Annotated in this window: 17 protein-coding genes; 5 read left to right on the top strand and 12 right to left on the bottom strand. The window is 41.9% G+C overall.

The features are described from left to right. Positions 1–8: 8 nt before the first annotated feature. The 5 genes from rplS to GMD4S_RS05050 form a co-directional block, all read right to left on the bottom strand. A complete protein-coding gene (rplS, locus tag GMD4S_RS05030) occupies positions 9–356 on the bottom strand; it encodes a 50S ribosomal protein L19 (protein WP_001068669.1) in 348 nt (115 codons plus the stop codon). A gap of 118 nt (positions 357–474) precedes the next feature. Further along, complete coding sequence (gene crcB / locus GMD4S_RS05035) at positions 475–804, bottom strand: fluoride efflux transporter CrcB (RefSeq protein WP_000237393.1); 330 nt, start codon at positions 802–804, stop codon at positions 475–477. Next, positions 798–1,172, bottom strand: coding sequence for a fluoride efflux transporter CrcB (gene crcB / locus GMD4S_RS05040; protein WP_000712101.1), 375 nt, complete (start codon positions 1,170–1,172; stop codon positions 798–800). Before crcB (GMD4S_RS05040) ends, crcB (GMD4S_RS05035) begins: the two co-directional genes overlap by 7 nt. Next, positions 1,169–1,435, bottom strand: coding sequence for a chorismate mutase (locus GMD4S_RS05045; RefSeq protein ID WP_000362498.1), 267 nt, complete (start codon positions 1,433–1,435; stop codon positions 1,169–1,171). Before GMD4S_RS05045 ends, crcB (GMD4S_RS05040) begins: the two co-directional genes overlap by 4 nt. A gap of 116 nt (positions 1,436–1,551) precedes the next feature. Further along, on the bottom strand, positions 1,552–1,995 hold the full coding sequence (locus GMD4S_RS05050) for a flavodoxin (protein WP_001162125.1): 444 nt from the start codon (positions 1,993–1,995) through the stop codon (positions 1,552–1,554). Between the two features lie 103 nt (positions 1,996–2,098). On the opposite strand from GMD4S_RS05050, the gene GMD4S_RS05055 reads away from it, so the two are divergent. From GMD4S_RS05055 to GMD4S_RS05065, 3 genes are all read left to right on the top strand, one after another. After that, complete coding sequence (locus tag GMD4S_RS05055) at positions 2,099–3,043, top strand: DHH family phosphoesterase (protein WP_000401790.1); 945 nt, start codon at positions 2,099–2,101, stop codon at positions 3,041–3,043. A gap of 107 nt (positions 3,044–3,150) precedes the next feature. Further along, entirely contained in the window at positions 3,151–4,020 is an 870-nt protein-coding gene (locus GMD4S_RS05060) for a DUF5336 domain-containing protein (protein WP_000414498.1), read from the top strand. 163 nt (positions 4,021–4,183) lie between these two features. Next, complete coding sequence (locus GMD4S_RS05065) at positions 4,184–4,426, top strand: type B 50S ribosomal protein L31 (RefSeq protein WP_000710762.1); 243 nt, start codon at positions 4,184–4,186, stop codon at positions 4,424–4,426. Positions 4,427–4,543: 117 nt separating this feature from the next. On the opposite strand, the gene GMD4S_RS05070 is transcribed toward GMD4S_RS05065, so the two are convergent. From GMD4S_RS05070 to GMD4S_RS05100, 7 genes are all read right to left on the bottom strand, one after another. Further along, positions 4,544–5,878 carry an Nramp family divalent metal transporter gene (locus tag GMD4S_RS05070; RefSeq protein ID WP_000100513.1) on the bottom strand — a complete coding sequence of 445 codons (1,335 nt, stop codon included), beginning with the start codon at positions 5,876–5,878 and terminating at the stop codon, positions 4,544–4,546. Between the two features lie 217 nt (positions 5,879–6,095). Further along, entirely contained in the window at positions 6,096–9,272 is a 3,177-nt protein-coding gene (carB, locus tag GMD4S_RS05075; protein ID WP_001126419.1) for a carbamoyl-phosphate synthase large subunit, read from the bottom strand. A gap of 447 nt (positions 9,273–9,719) precedes the next feature. Beyond that, complete coding sequence (locus GMD4S_RS05080; protein ID WP_000166850.1) at positions 9,720–10,799, bottom strand: carbamoyl phosphate synthase small subunit; 1,080 nt, start codon at positions 10,797–10,799, stop codon at positions 9,720–9,722. A gap of 49 nt (positions 10,800–10,848) precedes the next feature. Further along, a complete protein-coding gene (locus GMD4S_RS05085; protein WP_001293851.1) occupies positions 10,849–11,772 on the bottom strand; it encodes an aspartate carbamoyltransferase catalytic subunit in 924 nt (307 codons plus the stop codon). 18 nt (positions 11,773–11,790) lie between these two features. After that, positions 11,791–12,312, bottom strand: coding sequence for a bifunctional pyr operon transcriptional regulator/uracil phosphoribosyltransferase PyrR (pyrR, locus tag GMD4S_RS05090; protein WP_000850018.1), 522 nt, complete (start codon positions 12,310–12,312; stop codon positions 11,791–11,793). 211 nt (positions 12,313–12,523) lie between these two features. Next, entirely contained in the window at positions 12,524–13,153 is a 630-nt protein-coding gene (nth, locus tag GMD4S_RS05095) for an endonuclease III (RefSeq protein ID WP_000244426.1), read from the bottom strand. Beyond that, a complete protein-coding gene (locus GMD4S_RS05100; RefSeq protein WP_000773195.1) occupies positions 13,154–13,696 on the bottom strand; it encodes a YceD family protein in 543 nt (180 codons plus the stop codon). Between the two features lie 168 nt (positions 13,697–13,864). On the opposite strand from GMD4S_RS05100, the gene GMD4S_RS05105 reads away from it, so the two are divergent. Together GMD4S_RS05105 and GMD4S_RS05110 are read left to right on the top strand one after the other, a co-directional pair. Further along, a complete protein-coding gene (locus tag GMD4S_RS05105) occupies positions 13,865–14,194 on the top strand; it encodes a hypothetical protein (protein ID WP_000389547.1) in 330 nt (109 codons plus the stop codon). Positions 14,195–14,533: 339 nt separating this feature from the next. Next, a partial coding sequence (locus GMD4S_RS05110; RefSeq protein ID WP_044129812.1) for an ATP-binding cassette domain-containing protein occupies positions 14,534–15,762 on the top strand: 1,229 nt, incomplete at its 3' end.

A 15,762-nucleotide genomic window follows, 5' to 3' on the forward strand; every position in this document is an offset into this window, starting at 1 on the left:
TAGTCGAATTAACGACGGATTTCTTTGATACGAGCTGCTTTACCTTGAAGAGCACGCAAGTAGTACAATTTCGCACGACGTACTTTACCGTAACGAACAACTTCGATCTTTTCAACACGTGGAGTGTGGATTGGGAAGATACGCTCAACACCTACACCGTTAGAGATTTTACGAACTGTGTAGTTTTCTGAGATGCCTGCACCTTTACGTGCAATAACAACACCTTCAAAAATCTGGATACGTTCACGGTTACCTTCGACAACTTTCGCGTGTACACGAACAGTGTCACCAGGACGGAATGATGGGATATCTGTACGAAGTTGACCTTCAGTCAAGCTTTGGATTAATGGATTCATTTTATTCTCCTATCTTTGTCAATCTTGAGGAACCTTCCTCAGCGGATAAACTGTATTTTTGTGCGTCCATTACACACAAGATACAGTTTACCAAATTTCCACCTAAAAGTAAAGAAATTTATAGCAGAATTCCTAAAAAAATCGCTAGAAAACCGCCTATATAAGTTAAGAGAAAATAGCTATAAAATACCTTCTTGTCACTGATTAGTCTTTGTAGCTCGTCATTCAAGGTTGAAAAGGTCGTTAACCCTCCACAAAAACCTGTCGCTAGGATGGCATAGATTTCCTTGGACTCCACATGATTGTAGAGTAGGCCGATCAAAAAACAACCTAAAAGATTGGCTATAAGCGTTCCGAGGGGCAATTTAGAAGCTTGATTATAGCGGGAAAAGAAATACCGCACCAGGGCTCCGAACCCGCAGGCGATTGCAAGATAAACGATTACCATTTCTTCCTCCCTAGAACATAAGCCAAGAGTAGACCTCCTCCAATACTCAAAAGCAGATAGATGATTAAGCTAAGATAACGCCCGGTATCAAGCAGTTTTACTGCATCAAGCATTAGGCTAGAAAAGGTTGTCAGGCCACCGCAAAAACCCGTCCCCAGCGCCAAAATTAAGCCTTTACTAGTTCCCTTATGGGCCAGATAGCCTTTTACCAGATAGACCAGGCAGAATATTCCCAGATAGTTGACAAGGAGGGTACCCCAAGGAAAGTCGGGACTGGCTGGTAACCAAGTAGAAACCAGGTAGCGGACAAGGCCTCCCAACATAGCAGCCAGAAAAATCCCGAGCGGATAAAATTGTTCTTTTTTCATTTGATGTTTTGATCCTGATAATCACGCGAACGTTTGAGAATGTCTGAAAAAGTCGCAACAATGGTCTCCTGGTAGCGCTTATCTTCTACTCGATTTTTGACCTTTTCAAAAATGATTTCTTCTCGCTTGGAATCTAAAATAGGTTTTCCTGAGGCTTTCTTATAGGCAACTACTCCCTCAACCAAATGCATCCGTTCTTCTAGGAGCTTGACGATTTGGTCGTCGATTTGATCAATTTCTTGCCGAATAGTATCTAAATCCATAGTGTCTCCTCCTTTATTTGAATTATTGTATCAAAAAGCCACCAAATAGGCTAGTAAAATCCCAAAAAACTAATAAAAAAACGCACTGACTTCTTCCAGTCAGCGCAGTTTGATTCTTATCCTACTTTTGCAGCCAATTCTTCTGCGAATTGTTCCAAACGTTCGATGTCTTCTTCTTCGGCAGAGAGGTCCACTTTAACACACTCTGAACCTTTTTCAGCTCCTGTCGCTACAAATACACGATCAAAGTCATCAACAGCCTTACAGAATTCGTCGTAGAAGGTATCTCCTGAACCGACCACTCCGTAGATTTTGCCATTCAAGTTGAGATCAGCTAGGTCTTCGTAGAAGTCCATCATCTCATCTGGCAATTCTCCATCTCCGTAAGTGTAAGTCGCAACAATTGCGATATCCGCTTCCAAGAAGTCTGAAGCGTCAACAGTCGTACATTCATCAACATCGACATCCAAGCCCAAGTCACGCAATTTATCTGCTACAATATCTGCAATTTCTTCGGTATTACCGGTCATACTGGCAAATACAATTTTTGCTAATGCCATATCGTCCTCCTCAATTTATCTTTCTCCATTATATCATATCTTTTTCATTTTAAAAATAAAAATTCTTGTGCTACAATGAAATGAGAAAGAATTGAGGTTACTTATGGAAATTTGCCAGCAAATTTTAGAGAAAATCAAAGAATACGATACCATTATCATTCATCGTCATATGAAACCAGATCCAGATGCCTTAGGGAGTCAGGTAGGTTTAAAAGCTCTTCTCACACACCATTTTCCAGAAAAGACCATCAAAGCAGTCGGTTATAACGAACCAACTCTAACCTGGATGGCGGAAATGGATACTGTCCAAGACAATGACTACCAAGGAGCTCTTGCTATTATTTGTGATACAGCGAATCGCCCTCGTATCGATGATAAACGCTACGAACAAGCTAATTTCACCATCAAAATCGATCACCATCCAAATGATGACATCTATGGTGACCTATCTTGGGTGGATACAAGTTCAAGCAGCGCCAGTGAGATGATTGCATTATTTGCTCAAGAAAATCAGCTAACTTTGTCTAGTGAAGCGGCACGACTTCTCTATGCAGGAATTGTCGGGGACACAGGGCGTTTTCTCTACCCTTCAACCAGTGCCCGTACCTTTAGAATAGCTGGCCAGCTCCGAGAAATTGATTTTGACTTTGCTGGACTGTCTCGTCAAATGGATACCATGAGCTTCAAGATTGCAAAACTGCAAGGGTATGTCTATGATCATTTAGAAGTTGATGAGAATGGAGCTGCACGCGTTCTACTTACTCAAGACACCTTGGAAAAATATAAGGTTACGGATGCTGAAACAGCTGCAATTGTCGGAGCACCTGGCCGAATTGATACTGTTAAGGCTTGGGCTATCTTTGTTGAACAAGCTGATGGTCACTTCCGTGTGCGTATGCGCAGTAAAATCACTCCTATCAATGAGATTGCCAAACGACACGACGGAGGAGGGCATCCATTAGCCAGTGGCGCCAATTCCTATAGTCTAGAAGAAAACGAACAAATATACAAAGAACTAAAAGAGGCCCTACAGATGCACCAAGGCTAAGAAAGAATTTTCTTGGCCTTTTATATGCTAGTTTCTTAAAATATACGGTTTCTTTGTACCTCAGTTTATGGTATAATAAATCAAACTGAATAAAAGGAGACATAATAATGGAAAAAAATCGTTTGTATATTCTCATTTCTGCTGGAGTAGCAATCCTTGGTTCACTCTTGCCATGGGCTAGTTTAAATGCAGGTTCTTTTGGGTCCTATAGTGTGAATGGTTACCAAGGTGATGGGTGGTTTGTCATTATCGCGGCTATTGTGTCTATTGTTCTTGCGTGCTTGAATAACATGAATAAAGCAATGCCTAAAGGGTTCTCAATTGGTGTCATTGTTGCGGGTGCAATTGCAACTCTCGTCACACTAAATAGTCTCTTTAATGTAAATAAGTACATGTCTAACTTTGGTGGATATGGCATTTCAATCGGCTTTGGTTTGATTTTGGCTATTCTTGCTAGCATTGCACTAGTTGTAACTGGTCTCTTGGCAATGTCAGGTGGTAAAATTACAAAAGAATCATTTACTGAATTAGCTGAGTCTGGTAAAGATTTTGCTCAAACTGTCGGACGTGTAACAAGCTCTACCGTTAAAACTGCAGTCGAAGAAATCAAAAAAGAATCCCAAGAACGTAAAAAAGAAGAAACTACAGCTGATAAAACAGAGACAGCTAAAGAGGAAACCGAGCAAAAAGAAGAATCTAAGGAACCAGCTAATGTGGAAGCTGAATCAGCAGCAGAAAATGCAGAACCAGTAAAAGAAGAAACTACTGAATCTGAATCTGAAACAAAAACAGAAGCTGAGCCAGTAGCCGAACCAACTGAAACAGAGGCTGAAGCTGAAACTGTAACAGAATCAACAGAAACAGAACCTACTGAAACTGAAAAAGAGGCTAAATCAGCAGAAGAAAACGCAGAACCAGTAAAAGAAACAGAAGTAAAAAATCAACAAGAAGAAAAAGCTCCAAATCAAGAGAACTAATCATTCTTCTACCCTCACTCCAGTAAACACTGGAGTGATTTTTTATCAAGATTTTTAATAAAATCAGGGAAAAGACTTGCCAAACTTATCAGAATCTGATAGACTAGTATAGTAACAATCTATGGCTCGCAAAGAGACCATGGCAGAAAGGAAATATTGCAAAATGAAAAAAGATATCCATCCAGAATATCGCCCAGTTGTCTTCATGGACACAACTACTGGTTACAAATTCCTTAGCGGTTCAACAAAACGCTCTAACGAAACTGTTGAGTTCGAAGGCGAAACTTACCCATTGATCCGTGTGGAAATTTCATCAGACTCACACCCATTCTACACTGGACGTCAAAAGTTCACTCAAGCAGATGGACGCGTGGATCGTTTCAACAAAAAATACGGTCTCAAATAATGATAAAAAAGAACAGTTACCACTGTTCTTTTTTTGTACTTCTTTTTATGAACCAATCACTACTACTTTCTATGTTGTCAACCTTCACGCTGACACTATAATTGATTTCAAACGAGGTTAAAAAATATCAAAAAGAAGCTTGATATTGAGAATGGTCAAGATGATTGAAACTGCGTAACCTAGGATGGTGTTCCACTTGGCATTAGTGAATTCTCCCATCAGTGACTTCTTAGAGGTCAGATAGATTAAGGGGAAGATTGAAAACGGAAGAGCGATTGACAGAAATACCTGTGAATAGACCAATAACTGATCCAAGGTTTTTTCTTGATGTCCAAACAAAACGGCAACAATAATCACAGGGAGTAAGGCAAAAATCCGTGTACCGATACGGATAATCCACTGAGGTAATTTCAGATGCAAGAAACCTTCCATGACAATCTGTCCTGTCAAAGTACCTGTAATGGTCGAATTTTGACCACTTGCTAAGAGGGCTAGGGCAAATAAAGTTGACAGAGTTGAACTAGCTATCGCTCCTGCTATCTTCGAATCCTGTAAAGCATTGTACATTTGAGAAAAAGCTGAAATTTCAGATGCATGACCAAAAAAGAGAGATGCCCCTAAAATGAGAAGCAAGGAATTGACAATAAAGGCTAGGGACAACTGAAGATTTGAATCCCAGGTCATAAAACGCACGGCTTTTCGAACATCCTTCTTATCTTTGTGATTGATTTTCCTTGTTTGGGATAGGGATGAATGAAGATAGAGATTATGGGGCATGACTGTCGCCCCCACAATTCCTAAAGCCAAGGTCAATTGGCTTTCATGACCTGGTAATGGTGTTTCAAATAATGTTGGAGTCGGTAAATAACCACCAAAAATACCCTGAATACTTGGATTGGATAAAGCCACCAGATAGGTAAAGATGGCTAATATGGTTAAAATAAGGGTCGTAACAATGGCTTCAATCTTTTTGAAGCCAAATTTCATCAACAACAACAAAAGAAATACGTCTAAAACGGTTAAGAGGATAGCGACCATAATTGGTATTTTAAATAAAAGATTTAAGGCAATCGCTGAGCCTAGAACCTCAGCTAAGTCGGTCGCCATTAAAGCTAATTCTAAAATCACCCATAAACTATAACGAAGCCACTTGGGAGCATGATGTGCAGTTGCCTGTGCTAGGTCCATCCTAGTTACGATACCGAGCTTTCCAGCCATCTGTTGTAGTTGCATGGCAATGATGGATGAAATCAAAATAACAAATAAGAGACTATATTTGTAGGAGGCACCACCAACCACACTGGTAATCCAGTTTCCAGGATCCATATAACCAACTGCTACAAGGGCTCCAGGTCCTAAGAATGCTTTTAGATTTTGCCAAAAATGATTGTTATTGGGAGTTTCAATAGATTGATTGATCTCAGAAAGAGAGACTTTTTTGTAAGAAGACATCGGAATTTTACACTTTCTAATCTGTCTTTACCTATTTTCTTAATGGAGTTTTTGAAAATATCATGAAAATAGTTTCCTATTTCCAATTCTTCCTTATTATATCACATTTTAGAATGATTCCTAAGAAAACAAATGATAGTTGAAATAAACAATATCAGTATTGTAAAAGCCAGCGTTTTCTGACGCTGGCTTTAAAACTGTGAAAATTCTGTCTCAACTAGATCGCTTCTGTGACAAAACTACGGCTTTCTAGCACCTTGAGCATGGCATTAGCTGTATCTAGGGCTGTAAAGAGTGGCACACCGTGTTCAATGGCTGAACGACGGATTTGCTCACCATCTTCGTCAGCAGTTCGTTTGGTTCCAACAGTATTGATGATCGCTTGGATTTTCCCTTTGCGGACAAAGCTTGGGATATCCTGTTCATCGTCACCAATCTTACCAACAGGTTGGGCTTGAAGTCCATGACTGGCAAAGAAGGCTGCTGTCCCTTCTGTCGCAAGGATACCATAACCGATATTTTGGAAACGACGAGCCAAGTCCAAGGCTTCATCTTTGGCATCATCAGCAATGGTAAAGACAACATTTCCAAAGGTTGGCAAGTGCAGGTAAGAAGCTTCAAAAGCCTTATAGAGAGCTTTTTCAAGAGTAGTATCAGAACCCATGACTTCCCCTGTTGACTTCATTTCAGGACCGAGCAAGCTATCTACCTTTGCTAGTTTCGTAAAGGAGAAGACTGGTGCCTTGATATGGACGCGAGCACTTTCAGGATAAAGTCCATCTTGGTAGCCCAGTTCTTCAAGACTTTGACCAAGAATGAGCTTAGTAGCTACCTGAGCCATAGGAATATTGGTTACCTTAGAAAGGAATGGAACCGTACGGCTGGCACGTGGATTGACCTCAATAACATAGACTTTCTCATCCTTGATGACAAACTGAATGTTCATCATCCCAAGACAGTTAAGACCTATTGCTAGACGTTTGGTATAGTCTGCGATGGTTTCCTGCACCTTTTGCGACAAGGTTTGTGGTGGATAAACGGCCATTGAGTCACCTGAGTGGACACCGGCACGTTCGATGTGCTCCATGATACCAGGGATGAGGACATTTTCTCCGTCTGAGATGGCATCAACTTCACACTCTTGCCCAACGATGTAAGAGTCAACAAGAACTGGGTGGTCTGGACTAGCCTTAACAGCTGTACGCATGTAAGAACGAAGATCTTCCTCATTTTCTACGATTTCCATGGCACGTCCACCTAAGACATAAGATGGGCGAACGAGGACTGGGAAGCCAATTTTGCGAGCAGCAAGCACCGCTTCTTCTTCATTAGTTGCTGTTTGGCCAGGTGGCTGTGGAATATCCAAATCTTTAAGCGCTTGTTCAAAGAGGTCACGGTCTTCGGCACGGTCTAGGTCAGCAACCTGTGTACCAAGGATGGTCACACCTGCTTTTGCCAATGGCTCTGCAAGGTTGATAGCTGTTTGACCACCAAACTGAACGATGACGCCTTTTGGTTGCTCAAGATCAATGACATTCATGACATCTTCGAATGTCAATGGTTCAAAGTAGAGCTTATCAGACACAGAGAAGTCCGTAGAAACGGTCTCTGGGTTTGAGTTCATGATAATAGCTTCATAACCAGCAGCCTGGATAGCCTTAACTGAGTGAACAGTTGCGTAGTCAAACTCAACCCCTTGTCCGATACGGATTGGACCTGAACCTAGGACTAGGACAGATTCCTTATCAGACTTGATAGACTCATTTTCCCAGCCATAGGTTGAATAGAAATATGGTGTTTCAGAGTCAAACTCCGCCGCACAAGTATCGACCATCTTGTAGACTGGGACAATCTTGTTTTCCAAGCGAAGTTGACGAACTTGGTCAGCTGTTGTTTTCCATAGTTCAGCAATCTTACGATCTGAGAAGCCATTTAGTTTAGCTGTTTTCAAAACGTCTAGATCTTGTGGATGAGCACCCAATTCTTGCTCAATTTCAAAGATATGCAAGAGTTTATCCAGATAGAAGATATCAATCTTGGTCAATTCAGCAATTTCTTCTGGTGTGTAACCACGGCGAATAGCTTCTGATACGTAGAAGAGACGGTCATCTTGAGCCTTGACAACCTTTTCAATCAAAGCATCATCTGAAACCGCTGCAAGTTCAGGCATTTCATTGTGGTGAACGCCAATTTCAAGGGAGCGACAGGCCTTAAGGAGAGATTCTTCGATGTTTCGACCGATAGCCATGACTTCTCCGGTGGCCTTCATCTGTGTCCCAAGACGGCGCTCACCTTTTTCAAACTTGTCAAATGGGAAACGTGGAATCTTAGCAACCACGTAGTCAAGGGCTGGTTCAAACATGGCATAGGTTGAACCCGTGACTGGGTTAATAACCTCATCCAAGGTCAAACCGACGGCAATCTTAGCAGCCAATTTAGCAATTGGGTAACCAGTTGCCTTAGAAGCAAGGGCTGACGAACGCGATACACGAGGGTTTACTTCGATGACATAGTACTTGAAGCTGTGGGGATCAAGGGCCAGCTGAACGTTACACCCACCTTCAATCTTGAGGGCGCGAATAATGCTCAAGCTCGCGTCACGTAGCATTTGGTTTTCATAGTCAGACATGGTTTGCGCAGGGGCGAATACGATGGAATCCCCTGTGTGAATCCCCACTGGGTCAAAGTTTTCCATGTTACAAACAACGAGGGCATTGTCAGCTGAATCGCGCATGACTTCGTACTCGATTTCCTTGAAACCTGCGATTGAACGTTCAATCAAACATTGGGTAACAGGTGACAATTTCAACCCATTTTCAGCGATTTCACGTAGTTCTTCCTCGTTGGCACACATACCACCACCAGTACCACCTAGGGTAAAGGCTGGACGAACGATGACTGGGTAGCCAATTGTCGCTGCAAAGGCAACTGCTTCTTCTACTGTGTTGACAATTTCAGATTCTGGAATTGGTTGTTCAAGCTCTTCCATCAATTGTTTAAAGAGGTCACGGTCCTCTGCTTGGTCGATGGCAGACAATTTAGTACCCAGAAGTTCTACTCCAAGCTCATCTAGAATTCCATTTTTAGACAATTCCATGGCCATATTGAGCCCTGTTTGGCCTCCAAGAGTTGGAAGCAAGGCATCTGGACGTTCCTTACGGAGAATACGTGTCACAAACTCGAGTGTGATCGGTTCGATGTAGACCTTGTCCGCAATCTCCTTGTCCGTCATGATGGTGGCAGGGTTTGAGTTCACCAAGACAACTTCATAACCTTCCTCTTTCAAAGACAAGCAGGCCTGGGTCCCCGCGTAGTCAAACTCAGCAGCCTGACCAATAATAATTGGACCAGAACCAATCACCATAATTTTTTGAATATCAGTACGTTTAGGCATAGTTTATGATACAAAGCCCGTAAAGAACACAGTGAAAATAGGAAACTCGGTGCAGACGCCTTTAGCGTCAAGACGATGTTTATCTTTTTCACACAGTTCTTAGGGCGTGTTCACTTCCGCGAACAATGTATCTTCTCCTTTCTATTCGGCAACTCTCTGGTTGCCATTAAATAAATTCTCCGACGATTTTTTAGAGAAACGATATTTTTCGATAAAAAATCTAGTGCAGGGAGTTTTTAGTTCGCCTGATAGCGACTAAAAGAAACGACCTGCCTTTCTATTCGTCGCCTCACAGAGCGACATTAAATAAGATACAAAGGACGAATAGAAAGCGACTGAATTTTAGGGAACCAAGGAAGGATTGACAATCCAAGTTGGTTTCTCTAAATTCCGAGCTTTCCGTCCGTGTTCAGTTACATAAATTCTCCGACGAGCTTTTGCTCGTTCTTAGTTTACTTGTTTAAAAGCTTCCATCATCTCGATAAATTCGTCAAAGAGGTAGCTAGCGTCGTGTGGGCCGGGAGCTGCATCTGGGTGGAATTGAACAGAGAAACCTGGTTGGTATCTGTGGCGAACTCCTTCAACTGACTTGTCATTGATTTCTTCGTGGGTAATGATCAAATGCTCTGGCAAGTCCTCACGGCTAACTGCATAACCGTGGTTTTGGCTGGTAAAGTCTACGCGTCCTGTTGCAATTTCACGTACCGCGTGGTTAAATCCACGGTGACCAAATTTCATCTTGTAGGTCTTCGCCCCGTTTGCCATGGCAAATAGTTGGTGTCCCATACAAATACCGAAAATTGGAATTTTCCCTTGCACACCACGAATCATGTCTAGTGCTTCTGGAACATCTTCTGGGTTACCTGGACCATTTGACAACATAACTCCATCAGGATTTAGGTGGAGAATTTCTTCCGCTGTTGTTGAATAAGGAACAACCGTAACGTTACAGTTACGCTTAGAAAGTTCACGTAAGATTGAGTGCTTGAGACCAAAGTCTACTAAGACCACACTCAAACCAACTCCTGGAGCTGGATAGGAAGTTTTAGTAGAAACCTGTTTGATATTGTCTGTTGGCAAGACTGTTGCTTGGAGCTGGTCCGTCACATGGTCCATACTGTCCCCGACGTGAGTCAAGGTTGCACGCATCGTACCATGCTTACGGATAATCTTAGTAAGGGCACGCGTATCAATCCCTGAAATACCTGGAATTTTCTTGGCTTTCAAAAATTCATCCAAGGTCATTTGGTTGCGCCAGTTGCTAGCTCGACGCGCCTCTTCAAAAACGACAACTCCCTTACAAGTTGGAATGATGGATTCATAATCATCACGGTTAATGCCATAATTTCCTACCAAAGGATAAGTAAAGGTCAAGATTTGTCCATTATAAGACTGGTCTGTAATGGATTCTTGGTAGCCGGTCATCCCTGTATTAAAGACGATTTCGCCTGTTACATCAATATCTGCTCCGAAGGCCTTGCCTTCAAAAACTGTACCATCTTCTAATACTAGAAGTCTTTTTGTCATATTTTCACCTCTCGTGGACGCTCACTGGCGTCTTTTAACGTCTTGTGTTTTAGTTGGCGTTTCTACTCGCCAATACGGATTCTAAGATTGCCATTCGAACAAAGACACCATTGGTCATTTGTTGGACAATGCGTGATTTTGGCGCTTCAACCAAGTGGTCAGCAATTTCCACATCTCGATTCACTGGAGCAGGATGCATAATGATTGCTGTTTCTTTTAAGCGATTATAGCGTTCTTGGTTCAAGCCGTGTTGAGCATGGTAGTCTTCTTTTGAAAAAACAGCTCCACTTTCATGGCGTTCATGTTGAACGCGGAGTAACATCAAAACATCCACCTGATCAACAATCTCATCAATAGTTACAAACTGTCCATAGTCCGCAAACTCTTGACTTCTCCATTCCTCAGGTCCTGCAAAGTACAGTTCAGCTCCCAAGCGTTTCAAAATTTGCATATTGGATTTGGCAACGCGTGAGTGGTCCAAGTCGCCTGCAATAGCAACCTTGAGACCCTCAAAGTGGCCAAATTCCTCATAAATAGTCATCAAATCAAGCAAGCTCTGGCTAGGATGTTGTCCCGAGCCATCACCACCATTAATAATAGAAGTTGTAATCGACGGACTCGCAATCAACTCTCTGTAATAGTCGACCTCTGGGTGGCGAATCACACAGACATCCACTCCTAGAGCAGATAGGGTCAAGATAGTGTCATACAGTGTCTCACCCTTATTAACCGAACTAGTCTTCACATCAAAGTCCAGTCGCTCCAAGCCTAGCTTAATCTCTGCCACTTCAAAGGACTTATGTGTCCGTGTAGAATCCTCAAAGAAAAGATTCGATACGATAAGTTTGTTCTCGTAGGGAAGTTGGGCTCCGTTTTTAAACTCGATCCCTCGTTTAATCAATTTCATCACTTGATCAACTGTGAGGTCTTCCATGGAAACCACATGGTTCAATGCTTGTTGATTTTCTGACATGGCTACTCCTTCAGCTTTCTAAGCTTCTTCAGTAATCAGAACTCTGTCTTGGCCATCAAGTTCTGTCATCTCTACGATGATTTCTTCAGAACGACTGGTTGGGATATTTTTCCCAACGTAATCTGGACGGATAGGCAATTCTCTATGTCCACGGTCAACTAGCACCGCAAGACTCACGCGCGCAGGACGACCATGGCCGACAATGTTATCAATAGCAGCACGGATAGTACGGCCTGTATAGAGTACATCATCCACCAAGATAACCTCACGGTCAGTCACATCAACAGAAATCAAAGAAGTATCTTCTCCGCTTTTAACATCATCACGGAAAGGTTTGGTGTCCAATTCCACAACAGGAACTGTGATGTTTTCCAACTGCTCCAAGCGTTCTTTGATACGATGAGCGATGAAAACACCACGCGTTTTTATCCCTGCTAGGATAATCTTATTCAAATCTTTATTGCGCTCGATAATCTCATAAGTAATTCGCGTAATCGCTCGTTTGACAGTCAATTCGTCTACAACTTCTTTTGTCTTCATGACAAACCTCCAAAAAGAAAAGTCTCCTTCTACAAGGAGACTTGAAATGTATGGCCAAGCGAGCCCAACTATAAACAGTATAGACTTCACCCTTCTACTTTATCGCGCTCCTTGCCTGCCTCACGGGACAGGTTTAAAGGATTATTTAGTTATCATTTACTATAGCATAAAGCACCCTTAAAATCAAGCAAAAACTTTTTTCAGTGTCCTCTTAAACATTGCTAAAATCATACAGTTGGGGATAGTGATCGCATTCTGGATTTTTGGGATGACAGATAGCTCGTCCAAAGTAAATCATGGCCTGGTGAGCTGCTAACCATTCTTCTGGTGGCAAGACATCCATAACACGTTTTTCTACTTCAAGTGGCGTAGCTGATTTTTTAACGATATCATGATGCTTGCAGATACGCTCCACATGAGTATCCACTGCAAAAGCAGGAATCCCAAACCCCACACTCATGACGACATTTGCTGTTTTACGACCAACACCAGCTAGACTTTCTAATTCCTCTCGAGTCTGAGGCACTTGACCATCAAAATCCTCTAGTAACTGTTGGGCACATTTTTTAAGGAATTTAGCCTTATTTCGATACAGTCCCAGGCGAGAAATGTGTGAAGCAATTTCACTCTCTGTCGCTACAGACATGGCTTGTGGCGTTGGAAAAGCAGCAAAGAGACCTGGTGTGGCCTTGTTTACCGCTGCATCTGTGGTCTGGGCTGACAACATGACCGCAACCAAGAGTTCAAAATGATTGCAAAAATCAAGACTAGGCTTAGCATCTGGAAAGAGGGCAATAATTTCCTCTATGACATGACGGGCACGTTTCTTGGATAAAACCATCTACTCGTCTCCATCAAACAGTCCTTGCAAGCCAGCAAATGGACTGTTTTCTTCTTTCTTGACTGCTTGTTGGGCTTGGTATTCATCTTCAGTCATGATTTGCCAGTCATTTCCTGACACAAAACCTTGGCCCGCCTCTTCTTCTGCCGTCAAGACTTTGATAGGGATATTGAGCAAGATATTATCTGCTACGCTCTCAGCAAGGTCGATTTCCCCATTTTCGATAGGCAAGACCAAGTCATCATCAAGAACTTCCTGGTCCAGTTGGTTGGTCGCTCCTTCCATGAAAACCTCTGTCACTGGATAAGACTCAGCCAACTCAACTGGCTCCATACTGCGGCTGGAAGCAAGGACAATGGTATATGACAACTGATAGTCTAAGAAATACAGACGGTCTTCGTACTGTACCTTCCCCACTGCAAGGATATCTTTGACATCTAAAATCTCTTGATTTCGTTTACACAATTCTGCTGCCAGGTCTAAAGCTTGTTCAAAATGCAGGCCTTCAGGTTGCTTACGAATTTCTTGAATATTTAACTTCATATTTCCTCCATAAAGATGTACTCACTTGATTATACCATGAAAAGGCTATAAGTCAGCCTCCCAAACTTTGAGATTAAAATCTCATTTTTTAACATATTTACTATGACATATTTTCTGATTAGTGCTATACTATAGGCAAGAATACATCAGAGCAAGGAGGATGCTCATATGGAAGACAAAGCACTCATCACCGAAGCTTATCAACTCCTTTCCGAGTTAAATAAAAGCTACCAAAGCTGCAAACAAGAAACAGCCGATGATCTTCGACTACAAGAGCTGCTGAACACCACTCTTAAGGAACTAAAAAAAGCAGAAAAGCTGGACAACAGTATCTTAATCAACCTTGAGAAATTTTACCAACGTACTAGTCTGCTGATTGGACTAGGGAGCCTAAAACTAAACGATCAAGCTCGTACTGCTTGGCGCAAATATGACAAGTTCCACTATGAACATGTCAAACACGTACTGACTCTCTATGGACCTGTTTTCGGATTTTAGAGCTTGAAATTACTTGTTTTCTATTGACAAAATTTCCTGAAAGGTATAGGATAGAGATACTAATACTCGGAGGTAAGGGAGACATGAACAACTAATCTATCAAATAAAGAACTTTATTTAGTAGATCTTGTTTTTGTCTCTTTTTGTGTGCTCTTTTATGCTCTTTTTCTGGCATTTTATACTCAATGAAAATCAAAGAGCAAACTAGGAAGCTAGCCGCAAGCTGTACTTGAGTACGGTAAGGCGACGCTGACGTGGTTTGAATTTGATTTTTGAAGAGTATTAATAGAGTTTTGGACAGTGACTTTGGCTCTACTAGATAAAGTAGAGCTTTTTGTTATGCACTATCGACATTCTAGAAAGGGCAACAATATGATAAAAATCAATCATCTAACTATCACGCAAAACAAAGATCTACGAGATCTTGTATTTGACCTAAGCATGACCATCCAAGACGGGGAAAAGGTTGCTATTATTGGTGAAGAAGGAAATGGTAAATCGACTTTACTACGGGCTTTAATGGGAGAAGCATTATCTGATTTTACTATCAGGGGCGACATCCAGTCTGACCTTCAATCACTGGCCTACATTCCTCAAAAGTTACCTGAGGAGCTAAAAAATAGGACTCTACACGATTACTTCTTTTTAGATTCCGCTGATTTAGACTACAGTATTCTCTATCGCTTGGCGGAGGAATTGCATTTTGATAGCGATCGTTTTGCTAGCGATCAAGAAATTGGGAGCCTCTCAGGGGGCGAAGCTTTGAAAATTCAGCTCATTCACGAGTTAGCAAAACCTTTTGAGATTCTATTTTTAGATGAACCTTCAAATGACCTTGACCTTGAGACGGTTGATTGGCTAAAAAGGCAGATTCGAAAGATTAGTCAAACTGTTATTTTCATTTCCCATGATGAAGACTTTCTTTCTCATACGGCAGATACTATTGTCCACTTGCGGCTGGTCAAGCATCGGAAAGAAGCGGAAACGCTAGTCGAGCATTTAGACTATGATCGCTATAGTGAGCAGAGAAAGGCTAATTTTGCCAGACAAAGTCAGCAAGCTGCTAACGACCAGAGAGCCTATGACAAAACCATGGAAAAACATCGCCGAGTTAAGCAAAATGTAGAAACTGCACTTCGAGCTACCAAAGACAGTACTGCCGGTCGCCTATTGGCTAAAAAGATGAAAACTGTTCTCTCTCAAGAAAAACGTTTTGAAAAGGAAGCTCAGTCCATGACCCAAAAACCACTTGAAGAGGAACAAATCCAACTTTTCTTTTCAGACATCCAACCATTACCGGCTTCTAAAGTCTTAGTCCAACTGGAAAAAGAAAATTTGTCCATTGGCGAGCGCATTTTAGCTCAAGAGTTACGACTAACGGTCCGTGGCCAAGATAAAATCGGTATCATCGGGCCAAATGGTGCTGGAAAATCAACTCTGTTAGCCAAGTTGCAGCAACTACTAAGCGCCAAAAGAGAGATTTCACTTGGTTTTATGCCACAAGATTACCATAAAAAACTACAATTGGATTTATCTCCAGTAGCCTATCTCAGCCAAACTGGGGAAAA

The sequence above is a fragment of the Streptococcus sp. GMD4S genome, assembly GCF_000296955.1.

Coding starts and splice junctions, on each gene's coding strand:
- rplS (WP_001068669.1), bottom strand. CDS start 356: ATGAATCCATTAATCCAAAGCTTGACTGAAGGTCAACTTCGTACAGAT.
- crcB (WP_000237393.1), bottom strand. CDS start 804: ATGGTAATCGTTTATCTTGCAATCGCCTGCGGGTTCGGAGCCCTGGTG.
- crcB (WP_000712101.1), bottom strand. CDS start 1,172: ATGAAAAAAGAACAATTTTATCCGCTCGGGATTTTTCTGGCTGCTATG.
- GMD4S_RS05045 (WP_000362498.1), bottom strand. CDS start 1,435: ATGGATTTAGATACTATTCGGCAAGAAATTGATCAAATCGACGACCAA.
- GMD4S_RS05050 (WP_001162125.1), bottom strand. CDS start 1,995: ATGGCATTAGCAAAAATTGTATTTGCCAGTATGACCGGTAATACCGAA.
- GMD4S_RS05055 (WP_000401790.1), top strand. CDS start 2,099: ATGGAAATTTGCCAGCAAATTTTAGAGAAAATCAAAGAATACGATACC.
- GMD4S_RS05060 (WP_000414498.1), top strand. CDS start 3,151: ATGGAAAAAAATCGTTTGTATATTCTCATTTCTGCTGGAGTAGCAATC.
- GMD4S_RS05065 (WP_000710762.1), top strand. CDS start 4,184: ATGAAAAAAGATATCCATCCAGAATATCGCCCAGTTGTCTTCATGGAC.
- GMD4S_RS05070 (WP_000100513.1), bottom strand. CDS start 5,878: ATGTCTTCTTACAAAAAAGTCTCTCTTTCTGAGATCAATCAATCTATT.
- carB (WP_001126419.1), bottom strand. CDS start 9,272: ATGCCTAAACGTACTGATATTCAAAAAATTATGGTGATTGGTTCTGGT.
- GMD4S_RS05080 (WP_000166850.1), bottom strand. CDS start 10,799: ATGACAAAAAGACTTCTAGTATTAGAAGATGGTACAGTTTTTGAAGGC.
- GMD4S_RS05085 (WP_001293851.1), bottom strand. CDS start 11,772: ATGTCAGAAAATCAACAAGCATTGAACCATGTGGTTTCCATGGAAGAC.
- pyrR (WP_000850018.1), bottom strand. CDS start 12,312: ATGAAGACAAAAGAAGTTGTAGACGAATTGACTGTCAAACGAGCGATT.
- nth (WP_000244426.1), bottom strand. CDS start 13,153: ATGGTTTTATCCAAGAAACGTGCCCGTCATGTCATAGAGGAAATTATT.
- GMD4S_RS05100 (WP_000773195.1), bottom strand. CDS start 13,696: ATGAAGTTAAATATTCAAGAAATTCGTAAGCAACCTGAAGGCCTGCAT.
- GMD4S_RS05105 (WP_000389547.1), top strand. CDS start 13,865: ATGGAAGACAAAGCACTCATCACCGAAGCTTATCAACTCCTTTCCGAG.